The organism is Stenotrophomonas sp. Pemsol (assembly GCF_003586545.1).
Classification (GTDB): domain Bacteria; phylum Pseudomonadota; class Gammaproteobacteria; order Xanthomonadales; family Xanthomonadaceae; genus Stenotrophomonas; species Stenotrophomonas sepilia.
The window spans coordinates 200218-214696 of record NZ_CP025780.1; the positions used below are offsets into that span (position 1 = coordinate 200218).

The following is a 14479-nucleotide window of genomic DNA, read 5'->3' on the forward strand; positions in this document are numbered from 1 at the left end:
TGTAGCAACTGTGTTGACGGAGGGGCCTGGCCCCTCCATGAGACGGGCACGGTAGTGCCGGCCGCTGGCCGGCAGCCTTTTGGGGCACGCGCAGGCTGGCTTCAGGCGGGGATCGATCCGCCTTGAGCGTCACGCACGCGGGCGTTGAGAATCACCAGCATCTTCCGCATCACCGCCACGATGGCCACTTTCCCTTCCTTGCCGCGGGCCCGCAGCGACCGGTAAAAGTCCCGCAATCGTGGCTCATGTCGCATGGCCGACATGGCCGACATGTAGAGCACCTGGCGGATCTCGGCCCTGCCACCGTGGATGCTTCGCCTCCCTCGCATGGCCCCGCTGTCGTGGGAGATCGGCGCCACGCCGACCAGGCTGGCAATGGCTTTTCCGCTGATCTGACCCAGCTCAGGCAGGTAGCTGGCCAGCACCGCCTGCAATGCCGGGCCAACCCCTTTCATCGACTTCAGCACTGCCAGTTGGGGCTGCTGCGCGACCTGTTCAGAGATCTGCTTCCCCAGTCGCTCGACCAGTGTCTGCAGGCGAATGATGTTGCCTTGCATCTGCCGGCGTAGCTCGCGGTCAGTCACCATTTCCTGCTGTTGGCGGGCTACGGTCAGTGCCTGCATCGTTTGTCGACGCGCCCGCACAAACTCGCGCAGTTTCCGCTGCCAGGGCTCCAGTGGCTGATAGGAAGGCAGTTCCACCAGTGCGGCCATCTGCGCCAATACAAGAGCATCCAAGCGGTCCGTCTTGGCCACTTTACCCAGCCCCTGAGCCAGTCTACGCGCCCGCAGGGCGTTGGCGCGGATCACCGGATGGCCGGCCTTGTGAAGAAAGTCCAGGACAGTCTGCTCATAGCCGCCAGTGGCTTCCAGAACGATCTGAATGGCCGGCCGCGTGCTCAACCAAGTGCTCAATTCAGCATAGCCAGAGGGGCTATTGCTGACCTGCACAGTCTCGCCGTCTGTCGTGCCGATATCCAGTCGGCGCTTGCTCACATCGATCCCGATCCCGTTCATTGCCCGACTCCGTATAGTCTGGAAGGGTCGAGAGCTCCCCCGCTTGCCCAGTCTTATCGCTTCGAGTGTCAGCTCCAGCAACTGTTCGGGCGGATCAAGGGAGAATCCGGTGTGGGCGCCAAGCTACATGGCGATCGTCGAGATCCAGGCTCGTACGGCGGCCCACGCCGGCTCTCGACACCTACGCTGACAGATTTCCATCAGATAAGGCTCGCGGCATCCATGCCGCGGACACTCCCGCCACCGGACCCACCCCGCCTTCGACAGTTTCCTGCGATCTGTCGGAATGGCATGGGGTCAGATCCGTTTTCCGCAGGAAAACGGATCTGACCCCGGAATTTCATTCGATATCTGACAGATTTCATCCACGCATGGCGTGGATCTACTGGTCACCGGCCTACTGTCGAAGGCGGGGCACTGTGGGTTTGCGGGGTGTGAGCGGCATGGATGCCGCGACCAAGCCCCCATGGATGGGTTTACCGCGTCCCCGCAAACCCACAGTGCCTCGCCATCCCACGGAATGTCCGCTGTTGCTGTTGCATCGGCTGTTGCCTTGGCTTGAAGCGGGTGCAGGGTGCAACCCTGCCGAACCCTCACTGCGGTAGGGTGGGCCGATGCCGCGCTGCAGCTTGGCGCCGCCGCAGATTTGATTACACTTGAAACTTGTTTGCCCACGACTCCGGACACCCACCCATGAAGCTTGGTTCTTTGAAGGAAGGCGGCCGCGACGGCACCCTGATCGTCGTCTCGCGTGACCTGCGCCACGGCGTGCGCGCCACCGGCATCGCCGCCACCCTGCAGCAGGCCCTGGAGGACTGGAGCCACATCGCACCGCGCCTGAACGCCCTGTACGAATCGCTCAACGCTGGCGACGCCGATGGCGTGTTCGACCTCGATCCGCAGGCGCTGGCCGCACCGATGCCGCGTGCCTATGAGTTCGTCGATGGCAGCGCCTACCTGCCGCACGTCGAGCGCGTGCGCCGCGCCCGCGGTGCCGAGGTGCCGGAGAGCTTCTATACCGACCCGCTGATGTACCAGGCCACCAGCGCAGGCTTCTACGGCCCGCGCGATGCGGTCAAGGTGGTCAGCGAGGACTACGGCATCGACCTGGAAGCGGAGATCGTGGTGATCACCGACGACGTGCCGATGGCGGCCACCCCGGAACAGGCCGCCAGCCACATCCAGCTGGTCGGCCTGGTCAACGATGTCTCGCTGCGCAACCTGATCCCGGGCGAGCTGGCCAAGGGCTTCGGCTTCCTGCAGTCCAAGCCGCGTTCGGCGCTGTCGCCGGTGTTCGTCACCCCCGATGAGCTGGGCGCTGCGTGGCAGGACAGCAAGGTGCACCTGCCGTTGCTGACCCACATCAACGGCCAGTGGTTCGGTGCGCCGGAGGCGGGCGTGGACATGCAGTTCAACTTCGCCCAGCTGGTCGCGCATGCGGCCAAGACCCGCCCGCTGGGTGCCGGCACCATTGTCGGCTCGGGCACCATCGCCAACGAAGACACCAGCAAGGGTGCCTCGTGCTTCGCCGAGCAGCGCGTGGTCGAGACCCTGCGTGATGGCAAGCCGAGCACGCCGTTCATGTCCTTCGGCGACGTGGTCCGCATCGAGATGCTCGATGCTGCCGGCAACAGCATCTTCGGTGCGATCGAGCAGCGCATCGAACAGGCGGCCAAGCCCTGAGCATGGAGGCGGCGATGGGGATCCCGGTCGACGACGGCATCGTGCTGTACACCTACTGGCGATCCAGCGCCGCCTACCGCGTGCGCATCGGCCTGGAGCTGAAGGGCCTGGCCTGGGAGGCGCGGCCGGTGCATCTCGTGCGCGACGGTGGCGAGCAGCACCATGAGGCTTATCGCGCGCTCAATCCGCAGCAGCTGGTGCCGACCCTGCTGCATGATGGGCACACGCTGACCCAGTCGCTGGCGATCATCGAGTACCTGGAAGAGCGCTTCCCACAGGTGCCGCTGCTGCCGGCCGACGCTGCGGGCCGCGCACGGGTGCGGGCGCTGGCGCAGCTTGTGGCCTGCGATATCCATCCGATCAACAACCTGCGGGTGATGCAGTACCTGGAACGCGACCTGCAGCTGCCTGCCGACACCCGCACGCAGTGGACCCTGCACTGGATCGCCGAGGGCTTTGACGCGATGGAAGCGATGCTGGCCAACAGCCGCGACACCGGCACCTTCTGCCACGGCGACCGCCCTGGCCTGGCCGACATCTGCCTGTTGCCGCAGCTGTACAACGCCCACCGCTTCGGCCTGGACCTGGCACCGTACCCGACCCTGCGCCGCATCGAAGCGGCCTGCCAGGCGCTGGACGCCTTCGACCGCGCACGCCCGGAACACCAGCTCGACGCCGCCTGAAAAAAGGGGACGGAGGGGATTAAGTCGTATATGCACTTACGACTTAATCCCCTCCGTCCCCTTTCTGTTGCAATCGGGCCAGGTCATCGCGGAACAACCGGTAGGCCTCCTCGCGGCGGGCATCGTCGGTCTGTCGCAGCACCCATGCCGGGTGCACCGTGGCGTAGCCGCGCGTGCCGTCCTCGAGGGTGTGCCAGCGCCCGCGGTCACGCGAGAGGTCGAAATCATGGCCGAACACCGAGGCTGCCGCTGTCGCGCCGAGGCACACGATCACCTGGGGCCGCACGCGCGCGATCTCACCCATCAGCCAGGGCCGGCAGGCCTGGATGTGACGGCTCTCCGGCCGCTTGTGCAGCCGCACCTTGCCGCGCCGTTCATGGTGGAAGTGCTTCACCGCGTTGGTGAGGTACAGCGTGGCGCGATCGATCCCCAGTTCCGCCAATGCGCGGTCCAGCACCTGGCCGGCAGGTCCTGCAAATGGCTGCCCACGCAGATCTTCGGTGTCACCGGGTTGCTCTCCGACCAGCATCACCCCGGCCCCTGCCGGCCCCTGTCCGAATACGGTCTGCGTGGCCTGCTCCCACAACGGGCACTGGCGGCAGGCGCTGGCCTGCCCGCGCAGATTGTCCAGGCTGCTGGCTTCGGCTGCCGATGCCGGAGGGTTCGCTCGCAGCGGAATCCTGCGTTGCGGTGCCTGCGCGGGACGGTCATGCATTTCCTGCACGCGGTCGGCGGCGTCGCGTACCAGGCGAGGCAGCAATCGGGCTTCAGGCAGGTGGCGCCAGTACTTGGCCGGCATCTCCTGCATCATCATCCGCGTGTTGAGCCGGGCCGGATTGAAAATGCTGGCGTAATAGGTCTGCCACAGCGACTCGCGTGCATCCTCGGCCGGGGCATCCTCGCGTCGTGCACCGGGGCCGAAGGCAAGCGCCTGCCCATCCCAGGAGGCACTGCGCGAAGGCGTGAGGATGGCCCAGCGCATGCCGGTGAAGCGGCGCGCGAAGAACGGCGCGACCCGGTCGACGATGTGGTGCTGTGGCTCGAACCAGGCGATGAACGCATCAGGCTGGCCCGGCACTTCGCGGAAGCGCACGAATGCCTTCATCTTGTGCGTGTCGCGGCGGACCGCCTGGGCCATGGCCATCGCCCTCAGTACGTCGGCATCGGCAGGGTTTGACAGCACCGAGCGTTCGCCATGGGCGATGCGCCACAGCAACCGGTACAGGAGGGCCATGCGTTGTCCGTCGCGATGGCACAGGCAGGTGTCCGCCAGCTCCAGGAAGTCGCGCGGTACCGTCGGTGCGCCAGCGTCGGCCTGTGCGGGCGCCGAGGTGACCGCTGGCGCGTCCAGCAGTGATGCGTCGCTGCCCTCGAGCCAGTCCAGCTGCTCCGGCGCGACGCCGCGCAGCAGGGCTTCGCGCGCACCGCTGCGCCAGGCCTCCAGCGACCATGGCGGATCCACCCGCAGCGACCAGCGCTGCGCGTCAGGCCGCGGACGGGGCATCGAACAGCGAACCCTGTCGCGGCGGCGGGGCCAGCTGCGCGCGCAGCGCCGCCGGATCGTCCAGTGCTTTGCGCGGGTGATGGTCGGCCAGCAGCACGAACGGCAGCAGCTTGCTCATCGGTGCCTTCAGGCGTGCGATGTCGGCCACGCGCAGCCGCCCGTGACGGCGTGCCATCAGCACGCGCGTGACGTTGCGCACGCCAAGGCCGGGCACGCGCAGCAGCATCTCCTTCGGTGCCCGGTTCAGATCGACCGGAAAGCGCTCGGGATGGCGGATTGCCCAGGCCATCTTCGGGTCGATATCCAGGTCGAGCATGCCGTCCTGGGTGGTATCGGTAATCTCATCCACGCCGTACCCGTAGAAGCGCAGCAGCCAGTCAGCCTGGTAAAGGCGATGTTCGCGCTGCAACGGTGGCGGCTGCAGTGGCAGCTGCCGGCTGGCGTCCGGAATCGGGCTGAACGCGGAGTAGTAGACCCGGCGCATGCGGTAGTTGCCGTACAGGCTGTCGGCGCTGGCCAGGATCTGCTGGTCGTTTGCCCCGTCCGCGCCGACGATCATCTGGGTGCTCTGCCCGGCCGGTGCGAAACGGGGAGGGCGCGGGCGAGTGCTGCGGCTGGCCGTCGGTGCCACCGCTGCGGGGGCCTTGCGAGCTTCCTTGGCTTCCTCGATGCGCCAGCGCAATTCCCCCATCGCGCCACGGATGGAATGAACCGTCTTCTCCGGCGCCAAGGCGCTCAGGCCGGCTTCGGTGGGCAGTTCCACGTTGATGGACAGGCGGTCGGCATAGCGCCCGGCACTGGCCAGCAGTTCCGGCGAGGCCTCGGGAATGGTCTTGAGGTGGATGTAGCCGGCGTAGCGGTGTTCTTCGCGCAGTTGCCGGGCGACTTCCACCATCTGTTCCATGGTGTAGTCCGCATTGCGGATGATGCCGCTGGACAGGAACAGGCCCTCGATGTAGTTGCGCTTGTAGAAGTCCAGGGTGAGCGTGACCACCTCATCCACGCTGAAACGTGCACGGGGCACGTTGCTGGAAACCCGGTTCACGCAATAGGCGCAGTCGTAGACGCAGAAGTTGGTCAGCAGGATCTTCAGCAACGAAACACAGCGGCCATCGGGCGTGTAGCTGTGGCAGATGCCCATGCCCTCGGTGCTGCCGATACCGCCGCTGGCGCGCGAATCGCGCTTGCCCGAGCCGCTGGAGGCGCAGGAGGCATCGTACTTGGCGGCATCAGCCAGAATGGCCAGCTTGCGGATGGTTTCCATTGAGGAAACCTACGGATGAGGGGTCTCATTGGATGAGACCGCCCCTGAATTCTTCAGAAAAAGGGGACGGGGGATAAAGTCGCAAGTGCACAAACGACTTAATCCCCTCCGTCCCCTTTTTCGTGGGATCAGAAGCCGTGGGTGATGCTGGGTGCGCCTGCCGAGAAATCGGCGTACGGGTCGTGCTCGCCGCTACTGCCTTCGGACAGGCGGAACTTCAGGGCCAGGCCATCGCGCGAATCGGCCGCGCGCAGCGCTTCCTCCTGCTCGATGGTGCCGGCCTTGGCCAGCCGGAACAGGCACTGGTCGAAGCTCTCCATGCCTTCTTCCAGCGAGGCTTCCATCGCCGCCTTGATCTCGTGCACCTGGCCGCGGCGCAGCAGGTCGCGGATCATCGGCGTGTTGATCAGTACCTCGGTGGCCGGCAGGCGACGGCCCTCCTTGTTCTTCACCAGGCGCTGGCTGATCACCGCACGCAGGTTCAGCGCCAGGTTCATCAGCACGTTCTTGTGCGCGCTTTCCGGGAAGAAGTTGAGGATGCGCTCGATGGTCTGGTCGGCGTTGTTGGAGTGCAGGGTGGCCAGGCACAGGTGGCCGGTCTCGGCGAAGGCGATCGCCGCCTCCATCGTTTCCGCATCCAGGATCTCGCCGATCAGGATCACGTCCGGCGCTTCACGCATCGCGTTCTTCAGCGCGTTGTGGAAGGCGTGGGTGTCCAGGCCGACCTCGCGCTGGTTGACGATCGACATCTTGTGCTTGTGCAGGTACTCGATCGGATCCTCGATGGTGAGGATGTGACCGGTGGTTGTGCTGTTGCGGTGGTCGATCATCGACGCCAGCGAGGTGGACTTGCCGGAACCGGTGGACCCCACCACCAGCACCAGCCCGCGCGGGGTCATGATGACGTCCTTCAGCACCTGCGGCAGGTTCAGCTCCTCGATGCTCGGAATCCGGCTGCGGATGGCGCGGATGACCATGCCGACCTCGCCCCGCTGCTTGAACACGTTGACGCGGAAGCGCCCGGCATCGGGCAGCGCGATGGCCATGTTGAGCTCCAGCTCGCGCTCGAACTGCGGCACCTGGCCTTCGTCCATCAGCGAGTAGGCGATCTTCTTGACCATGCCCGGCGGCAGGCCGGTGTTGCCCAGCGGATAGAGCTTCCCTTCGATCTTGATGTAGACCGGTGCCCCGGTGGTCAGAAACATGTCCGAAGCGTTCTTTTCGGTCATCAGCTTCAGGAAGTAGCCGATATCCATTGCGAATTTTCCCCAACGAAACGGCCGACGCCCGTTGCCAGCACGGTGTCGGCTTGACGACAATGGCCGTGAACCGACAACCGGTACGGCCTCCCCAATGAAACGACTTAGCTTCGCACGAATGCGCCATGGCCTGTATGTGATGGCGTTTGCATTCGCACTGTCTGCCCCCGCCTGGGCGCAGGACGCTGCCCTGGAACTGGCGCAGGCCCGGCAGGCGGTCGACAAGGCCACCCAGGCCGATGCCGACCAGTACGCCCCGGACCTGATCGGGCTGGCCCGGCAGGGGCTGGAGCAGGCCCAGCGCGCCGCCGGCGACCGCCGCGAGCGCAAGAACGCCCCGGCGATGGCCCTGCGCGCCGCCGCCGATGCCGACCTGGCCCGCGTCCGCAGTGAGGAAGCCACCGTCACCGCGCAGCTGCAGCTGCGCCGCAACGAGGTCAACCAGCTGCAGCGCCAGCTGTCGACCGGGGAGGACCGCCGGTGAAGCCGATGACCGCCGCAACCCTGGCCGCGCTGCTGGCGCTGCCGACCCTGGCCACGGCCGCCGACAACCCGATGGTGGCGCAGCTGAGCCAGCGCCTGATGGCCATCCAGGCCAACCCCGATACCGCTGAGCTGGGCGCCTTCGAGCGCATGCAGGCGCAGCAGGCCATCGCCACCCTGGACAAGGCCAAGCGTCGCGACCAGGAGCTGGCCACGTACCTGGCCGAGCGTCGGGTGGAGATTGCCGAGACCGCCGTGCGCACCGCGCTGGCCGCGCGCGAGGTCGACCGCCTGGAGCGTACCCGCAGCGACCTGCTGATCGAGGCCAGCCGCCGCGATGCCGCCCGTGCCCGCCAGGAAGCCGAGCAGCTGCGCATGCAGGCGCAGATGCAGGCCGAGGAGGCCGAACGCCTGCGCCAGGCGGCCGAGGCCGAGACCCTGGCCCGCCAGGACGCCGAGAATGCCCTGACCAGCGTGGCCGGCAAGCAGCAGCAGCGTCTGAGCGCTGCCCAGCAGAACGCTGCCAGGCTGGCCCGGGAGGAAGCCGAGCTGGTGTCCGGGCAGAAGCTGCCCGGTTCGAAGTTCGACGCTCGCGGTGAGGTCTTCACCTTCGGTGGTGACGCGTTCGCCGCAGGCGCCTCCAGCCTGTCGGGGGGCGCCCGCAACCAGGCCAAGGCCCTGGCCGAGTACCTGAACATCGGCAAGAAGGGGCGCCTGCGCATCGAGGCCTACGACAGTGCCAACGGCGTGGGCCAGAAGCGTGCCGAAGCGCTGCGCGACGCCCTGGTCGCGGGTGGTGTCGCCAGCAACCGGATCCAGGTCAGCGGCAAGAAGGCTGCGTCCACCCGGGCGCGCTCGGCCGAGGTCATCATCGCGCCGTAATGCATTGATATTGTTTGTTTTTCGTTGCGATGAGCATTCAGCCTGAACCCCGCCCCGGCGGGGTTCGGTCTTTTTGACGCAGGGGTCTTGTACCCCGCCTTGAGCAGGCGTAGGGTCAATCGTCCGGGACGCAATGCCGCGGACCGGACGATGGGAGGGCCGGGCCGATGCAAGCAGGGCGCGAACCGCAGCAGATCCACGTGCGCAGGCCAGTGCCGCAGGTCGTTGCAGGCGTCCAGGTGGCCATCGGCCGGCACTCCTCCATGAACAACGCCCCGTGCCTTGCGGCCGGGGCGTTCGTGTATCTGTCGAAGGAGGTCCATCATGTTTGAAGATCAGCCCCAGAGCGAGATCGACGCACGTCGCGCGCGTGATCCGGAGTTCAGGGCACTCCATGACCAGCACCGCAAGTTGAACAAGAAGTGCATGGACGCGGAGCTGGGTGTACTCCCGATCGATGATGTCACCCTGGGTCGCATGAAGCGCGAGAAGCTGCTGGCCAAGCAACGACTTCTGCGAATGTACGAAACACCGCTCCCAACGACGTCCCCCACGCTTTGACGCACCCCGTCACGCCCGGAACGGCGTGACCCGGCCATCGATGGCCCGGCCGGGCGCTCCTGCCCCGGCATCGCGGCACCGCCGATGAGGCGGCCGCGCCAAGGCACCACAGGCGGTGGTGCCTTGGCCTGCAGGCACAACTCACCGATGCGGGCGGTACCGGTCTCCTCGTCGACCCGGGGCCGTCCGCATCCCTCTACGGGACGGCGGGCGGCATGCCCGCGCCGACCTGACATTCAGCGCCATCCGTCGGATAATCATCGGTCCGGCCCTGCGTGGCGCGAATCGAAAGTCCTCCGAATGCCCATCCATTCTTCCGTCCTCGAACTCATCGGCCAGACCCCGATCGTCAAGGCCCAGCGCCTGGACACCGGCGTCTGCGAGCTTTACCTGAAGCTCGAGAGCGCCAACCCGGGCGGTTCGATCAAGGATCGCATCGGCCTGTCGATGATCGAGGCAGCGGAGCAGCGGGGTGACCTGAAGCCGGGCGCGACCCTGGTTGAGGGCACTGCCGGCAACACCGGCCTGGGCCTGGCACTGGTGGCCCAGCAGAAGGGCTACAAGCTGATCCTCGTCGTTCCCGACAAGATGAGCCGCGAGAAGATCTTCAACCTGAAGGCGATGGGCGCCGAAGTGCGCCTGACCCGTTCGGACGTCGCCAAGGGCCATCCCGAGTACTACCAGGACCTGGCCAAGACCATCGCCGAGCAGACCCCGGGTGCCTACTTCATCAACCAGTTCGGCAACCCGGACAACCCGGCCGCGCATGAATTCGGTACCGGCCCGGAGATCCTCGAGCAGATGGGCGGCGATCTGGACGCCATCGTGTTCGGCTGCGGCAGTTCCGGCACCATGACCGGCCTGTCGCGCGCGTTCGCCACGCTGTCGCCGAAGACCGAGCTGGTGCTGGCCGATCCGGTCGGCTCGATCCTGGCCGAGTACATCAACGAGGGCAACCTCAACGACAAGTCCGGCAGCTGGCTGGTGGAAGGCATCGGCGAGGACTTCCTGCCCTCGATCTCCGACTTCAGCCGTGTCAAGAAGGCCTATGCCATCACCGATGCCGAGAGTTTCCACACCGCGCGCGAGCTGCTGGGCAAGGAAGGCATCCTCGGCGGTTCGTCCACCGGCACCCTGCTGGCCGCGGCACTGAAGTACTGCAAGGAGCAGACCACGCCGAAGAAGGTGCTGGTGCTGGTCTGCGATACCGGCAACAAGTACCTGTCGAAGATGTACAACGACTACTGGATGCTGGACAACGGCTTCCTGCAGCGCCCGCAGCACGGTGACCTGCGCGACCTGATCCTGCGTCCGTACGGCCAGCGCGACACGGTGGTGATCGGCCCGAACGACCTGTTGACCACCGCCTACCAGCGCATGAAGCTGTATGACGTGTCGCAGCTGCCGGTGATGGACGGTGACCAGCTGGTCGGCATCGTCGATGAAAGCGACGTGCTGCTGCATGTCTATGGTGACGAAGCGCGCTTCCGCGACACCGTGGCCACCGCGATGGTCAGCAAGCTGGACCGGCTGGACGTGAAGTCGCCGATCGAGGCCCTGCTGCCGGTGTTCGACCGCGGGCAGGTGGCGATCGTGATGGACGGTGACGCCTTCCTCGGCCTGATCACCCGCATCGACCTGCTGAACTATCTGCGCCGTCGCGTGCAGTAAAACCGCTGATCGCTGCCGTTCACCGCTGAATTCCGGTTTATTCGCGTCAAAGCTCGTTAAGGCTGCGCTGATAGACTCCCGATCCTTTGACGGCGCCGCACGTCGGCGCCATTCAGGAAACCACATGTCCAACTCCTCTTCGCCCGACCGCGCGCTGGCCCTGGCCACGCTGGCCATCCATGGCGGCCAGTCGCCCGATCCCAGCACCGGCGCGGTGATGCCGCCGATCTACGCCACCTCGACCTATGCCCAGTCCAGCCCTGGCGAGCATCAGGGCTTCGAGTACTCGCGTACCCACAACCCGACGCGCTTTGCCTATGAGCGCTGCGTGGCCTCGCTGGAAGGCGGCACCCGTGGCTTCGCCTTCGCCTCGGGCATGGCGGCCAGCTCGACGGTGATCGAGCTGCTGGACGCCGGCAGCCACGTGGTGGCGATGGACGACATCTACGGCGGCAGCTTCCGCCTGTTCGAGCGCGTGCGCCGCCGTACCGCCGGGCTGGACTTCAGCTTCGTCGACCTGACCGATCTGGCGGCCTTTGAAGCCTCGATCACGCCGAAGACGAAGATGGTCTGGATTGAAACCCCGACCAACCCGATGCTGAAGATCGTGGACATCGCCGCGGTCGCTGCCATCGCCAAGCGCCATGGCCTGATCGTGGTGGTGGACAACACCTTCGCCTCGCCGATGCTGCAGCGCCCGCTGGAACTGGGTGCAGACCTGGTCCTGCATTCGGCCACCAAGTACCTCAACGGCCATTCGGACATGGTCGGTGGCATGGTCGTGGTCGGTGACAACGCCGAACTGGCCGAACAGATGGCGTTCCTGCAGAACTCGGTGGGTGGCGTGCAGGGCCCGTTCGACAGCTTCCTGGCCCTGCGTGGCCTGAAGACCCTGCCGCTGCGCATGAAGGCGCACTGCGCCAACGCGCTGGCGCTGGCGCAGTGGCTGGAAAAGCACCCGGCGGTGGAGAAGGTGATCTACCCGGGCCTGCCGTCTCACCCGCAGCATGAGCTGGCCGGCAAGCAGATGGCCGGCTACGGCGGCATCGTCTCGATCGTGCTGAAGGGTGGTTTCGAGGCCGCCAAGCGCTTCTGCGAGAAGACCGAACTGTTCACCCTGGCCGAGTCGCTGGGCGGTGTGGAAAGCCTGGTCAACCATCCGGCGGTGATGACGCATGCCTCGATCCCGGTGGCGCGTCGGGAGCAGCTGGGGATCAGTGATGCACTGGTGCGGCTGAGCGTGGGGGTGGAGGAACTGGGGGATCTGCAGGTGGATCTGGAAAGGGCGCTGGTAGCGGTGGCAAGCGCATGAGCGAGTCACAGCAAGCCATCACCGCGATCCGCCTCACCGGGCCGCTGGATGCATTGCTGCGCCACCGCAGCCTGACCTGGGAGCTGGCACGCCGTGACATCCTCGGTCGCTACCGCGGCGCCAGCTTTGGCCTGTTGTGGTCGCTGATCAGCCCGTTCCTGATGCTGATCATCTACACGCTGGCCTTCGGCTATATTCTGAAGTCACGGTGGCCGGGCGCCAGCGGCAACATTGCTGATTTCGCTATGTTGCTGTTCGTGGGTTTGATCGTCCACGGATTCTTCGCCGAATGCCTGACACGCGCGCCCACCCTCATTACTGGCAATACAAATCTGGTCAAGCGGATTGTGTTCCCGCTGCAGGTGCTGCCGTGGACCATGGTGCTTTCCGCGCTGTTCCATGCGTTTACCAACACCATCGTGTTTTTGGTGCTGAACTTGGTGGTGCGCGGTGAACTGCATGCCACGGTGCTGTTCCTTCCCTTTGTATACGCGCCGCTGGCCATCGGTCTGCTGGGCGTGGGCTGGCTGCTGTCGTCGTTAAGCGTCTTCCTCCGCGACATCACCCAGATTACCGGGGTGCTGGCGACGGCGATGCTGTTCCTTTCCTCGGCCATCGTTCCTGTGGAAACGTTGCCGTCCAAGTACCAGTTCGTGTTCATGCTCAATCCCCTCACCTTCATCATCAATGAAGCGCGTGATGTAGCTTTCTGGGGGCGCCAGCCTGATTGGATTGGATTGGCCACTTATACGGTCGGTGCAACCATCTTTGCTTTCATGGGCTATGCCGTGTTCCAGAAAACCCGTCGGGGGTTTGCCGATGTCCTCTGAATTGGCTACGCAGTCGTCCAGCTCCGAGCTCATCGTCGATGCGACCGGCGTGGGCAAGTGCTACCACGTGTACGAGCGCCCATCGCACCGGCTCCTGCAGGGGCTGACTGGCGGGCACCGGCGCTACTACCAGGAATTCTGGGCCCTGCGCGGCGCTGACCTGCATCTGGCACGGGGCGAGACAGTGGGGTTGATTGGTCGCAATGGGTCCGGTAAATCGACCTTCCTGCAGATGATTGCAGGTACCTTGACTCCCACCGAAGGCAGCATTGCGGTGAAGGGGCGGGTTGCTGCGCTGCTTGAACTCGGGAGCGGCTTCAACGCGGACTTCACTGGCCGGGAAAATGTGTACCTCAACGCCGCCATTCTCGGCCTCTCCAAAGCGGAGGTGGATGAAAGCCTCGACCGCATTCTGGGATTTGCTGATATCGGAGCCTTCATCGACCAGCCAATCCGCAATTACTCCAGTGGCATGGTGGTGCGTCTGGCATTCGCCGTCCAAGCCCAGGTCAACCCACAGCTGCTGATCGTCGATGAGGCGCTCTCGGTGGGTGATGCAAAGTTCCAGGCAAAGTGCTTCGCACGGCTGAGCCAGCTGAAGGAAGACGGAGCGTCCATCCTGCTGGTCAGCCATTCGGCGGACCAGATTGTGCAGCACTGCGACCGTGCGCTTTTGATTGATGGTGGGCGAGTGCAGCAGACTGGCAAGCCGAAGCACGTCGTCAATGCTTACTACAACCTGCTGTTTGGAACAAATGATCCGTCTTCGGCTGTTGGGTCCGGGCAGACGGAGGAAGCCGCGTTGTTGCAGCAAAAGGCCTTCAGTGGCGCGCAGCAGGGTTACGAGCAGCGGGCCAATTACAATCCCCACGAGTTTCGTTGGGGTGATGGTGCCGCACGCATCGTCGATTTCGACCTGCGTTCGCCTACCACGCTGTATCCGGCCGTAATCGAATCGGGAACTGACCTCACCCTGGCCCTGCGCATCCACTTCGAGCGTGATGTGCACCGACCGATTCTTGGCGTGACGGTCAAGAATGCGGAGGGCGTGGTGGCCTATGGCACCAACACCGAGTACCAACCGCTGCCCGATTTCACGCAGGCGGGCAGGGCAGGTACCAGCGTCGATGTGCAGGTTGCCTTCCGCTGCGCATTGGCCGATGGGGACTACTTCATCTCCGTTGGTCTCGCCAGTCGTGGCGAGGAGGATGTCGTTCCACACGATCGGCGTTACGACAGTATCCACATCAAGGTAATGCAGGCCAGATTCTTCGGATTCAGCGACCTGGGAATGCAGTTGTCGTTGCCAGTGGAGGCAGGTCTGCCATGAA

At 65.2% G+C, this 14479-nt stretch carries 13 protein-coding genes; 9 read left to right on the forward strand and 4 right to left on the reverse strand.

Annotated features, from left to right (window positions below; all coding sequences use genetic code 11):
- Positions 1-101: 101 nt before the first annotated feature.
- Positions 102-1016: a transposase gene (locus PEM_RS00935; RefSeq protein ID WP_111126928.1), complete on the reverse strand. Its 915-nt coding sequence runs from the start codon at positions 1014-1016 to the stop codon at positions 102-104.
- Between the two features lie 693 nt (positions 1017-1709).
- Between PEM_RS00935 and PEM_RS00940 the strand changes: the two genes are divergently transcribed.
- Both PEM_RS00940 and maiA read left to right on the forward strand, forming a co-directional pair.
- On the forward strand, positions 1710-2699 hold the full coding sequence (locus PEM_RS00940; protein ID WP_005415155.1) for a fumarylacetoacetate hydrolase family protein: 990 nt from the start codon (positions 1710-1712) through the stop codon (positions 2697-2699).
- Between the two features lie 14 nt (positions 2700-2713).
- Positions 2714-3382, forward strand: a complete 669-nt coding sequence (maiA, locus tag PEM_RS00945) for a maleylacetoacetate isomerase (protein ID WP_111129244.1) — start codon at positions 2714-2716, stop codon at positions 3380-3382.
- Between the two features lie 43 nt (positions 3383-3425).
- Here the strand turns inward: maiA and PEM_RS00950 are convergent, their stop codons facing one another.
- The 3 genes from PEM_RS00950 to PEM_RS00960 all read right to left on the reverse strand — a co-directional run bounded on the left by PEM_RS00950 (position 3426) and on the right by PEM_RS00960 (position 7406).
- Positions 3426-4886 (reverse strand): UdgX family uracil-DNA binding protein, encoded by a 1461-nt coding sequence (locus PEM_RS00950; protein ID WP_095378727.1) that lies wholly within the window; start codon positions 4884-4886, stop codon positions 3426-3428.
- A complete protein-coding gene (locus PEM_RS00955; protein WP_095378724.1) occupies positions 4867-6150 on the reverse strand; it encodes a putative DNA modification/repair radical SAM protein in 1284 nt (427 codons plus the stop codon). Before PEM_RS00955 ends, PEM_RS00950 begins: the two co-directional genes overlap by 20 nt.
- 128 nt (positions 6151-6278) lie before the next feature.
- Positions 6279-7406: a PilT/PilU family type 4a pilus ATPase gene (locus tag PEM_RS00960; protein WP_049416904.1), complete on the reverse strand. Its 1128-nt coding sequence runs from the start codon at positions 7404-7406 to the stop codon at positions 6279-6281.
- A gap of 121 nt (positions 7407-7527) precedes the next feature.
- Here PEM_RS00960 and PEM_RS00965 point away from each other — a divergent pair, with 121 nt between their 5' ends.
- The 7 genes from PEM_RS00965 to PEM_RS00995 all read left to right on the forward strand — a co-directional run bounded on the left by PEM_RS00965 (position 7528) and on the right by PEM_RS00995 (position 14478).
- A complete protein-coding gene (locus PEM_RS00965) occupies positions 7528-7893 on the forward strand; it encodes a DUF4398 domain-containing protein (protein WP_005415160.1) in 366 nt (121 codons plus the stop codon).
- On the forward strand, positions 7890-8774 hold the full coding sequence (locus PEM_RS00970; RefSeq protein WP_080375071.1) for an OmpA family protein: 885 nt from the start codon (positions 7890-7892) through the stop codon (positions 8772-8774). Before PEM_RS00965 ends, PEM_RS00970 begins: the two co-directional genes overlap by 4 nt.
- A gap of 324 nt (positions 8775-9098) precedes the next feature.
- Positions 9099-9335, forward strand: coding sequence for a YdcH family protein (locus PEM_RS00975; RefSeq protein WP_005407964.1), 237 nt, complete (start codon positions 9099-9101; stop codon positions 9333-9335).
- Between the two features lie 300 nt (positions 9336-9635).
- A complete protein-coding gene (locus tag PEM_RS00980; RefSeq protein WP_111126857.1) occupies positions 9636-11006 on the forward strand; it encodes a pyridoxal-phosphate dependent enzyme in 1371 nt (456 codons plus the stop codon).
- Positions 11007-11130: 124 nt separating this feature from the next.
- A complete protein-coding gene (locus PEM_RS00985; RefSeq protein ID WP_061480473.1) occupies positions 11131-12318 on the forward strand; it encodes a cystathionine gamma-synthase in 1188 nt (395 codons plus the stop codon).
- The gene (locus tag PEM_RS00990; RefSeq protein WP_111126855.1) at positions 12315-13148 is read left to right on the forward strand and encodes an ABC transporter permease; all 834 of its coding nucleotides are present in this window, start codon (positions 12315-12317) and stop codon (positions 13146-13148) included. The genes PEM_RS00985 and PEM_RS00990 overlap by 4 nt, the downstream gene beginning before the upstream one ends.
- On the forward strand, positions 13138-14478 hold the full coding sequence (locus PEM_RS00995) for an ABC transporter ATP-binding protein (protein WP_111126853.1): 1341 nt from the start codon (positions 13138-13140) through the stop codon (positions 14476-14478). The genes PEM_RS00990 and PEM_RS00995 overlap by 11 nt, the downstream gene beginning before the upstream one ends.
- Position 14479 lies beyond the last annotated feature (1 nt).

Bases quoted from the DNA above. Each gene is read 5' to 3' on its own strand.
- PEM_RS00935 (WP_111126928.1), bottom strand. From the start codon at position 1,016: ATGAACGGGATCGGGATCGATGTGAGCAAGCGCCGACTGGATATCGGC.
- PEM_RS00940 (WP_005415155.1), top strand. From the start codon at position 1,710: ATGAAGCTTGGTTCTTTGAAGGAAGGCGGCCGCGACGGCACCCTGATC.
- maiA (WP_111129244.1), top strand. From the start codon at position 2,714: ATGGGGATCCCGGTCGACGACGGCATCGTGCTGTACACCTACTGGCGA.
- PEM_RS00950 (WP_095378727.1), bottom strand. From the start codon at position 4,886: ATGCCCCGTCCGCGGCCTGACGCGCAGCGCTGGTCGCTGCGGGTGGAT.
- PEM_RS00955 (WP_095378724.1), bottom strand. From the start codon at position 6,150: ATGGAAACCATCCGCAAGCTGGCCATTCTGGCTGATGCCGCCAAGTAC.
- PEM_RS00960 (WP_049416904.1), bottom strand. From the start codon at position 7,406: ATGGATATCGGCTACTTCCTGAAGCTGATGACCGAAAAGAACGCTTCG.
- PEM_RS00965 (WP_005415160.1), top strand. From the start codon at position 7,528: ATGCGCCATGGCCTGTATGTGATGGCGTTTGCATTCGCACTGTCTGCC.
- PEM_RS00975 (WP_005407964.1), top strand. From the start codon at position 9,099: ATGTTTGAAGATCAGCCCCAGAGCGAGATCGACGCACGTCGCGCGCGT.
- PEM_RS00980 (WP_111126857.1), top strand. From the start codon at position 9,636: ATGCCCATCCATTCTTCCGTCCTCGAACTCATCGGCCAGACCCCGATC.
- PEM_RS00985 (WP_061480473.1), top strand. From the start codon at position 11,131: ATGTCCAACTCCTCTTCGCCCGACCGCGCGCTGGCCCTGGCCACGCTG.
- PEM_RS00990 (WP_111126855.1), top strand. From the start codon at position 12,315: ATGAGCGAGTCACAGCAAGCCATCACCGCGATCCGCCTCACCGGGCCG.
- PEM_RS00995 (WP_111126853.1), top strand. From the start codon at position 13,138: ATGTCCTCTGAATTGGCTACGCAGTCGTCCAGCTCCGAGCTCATCGTC.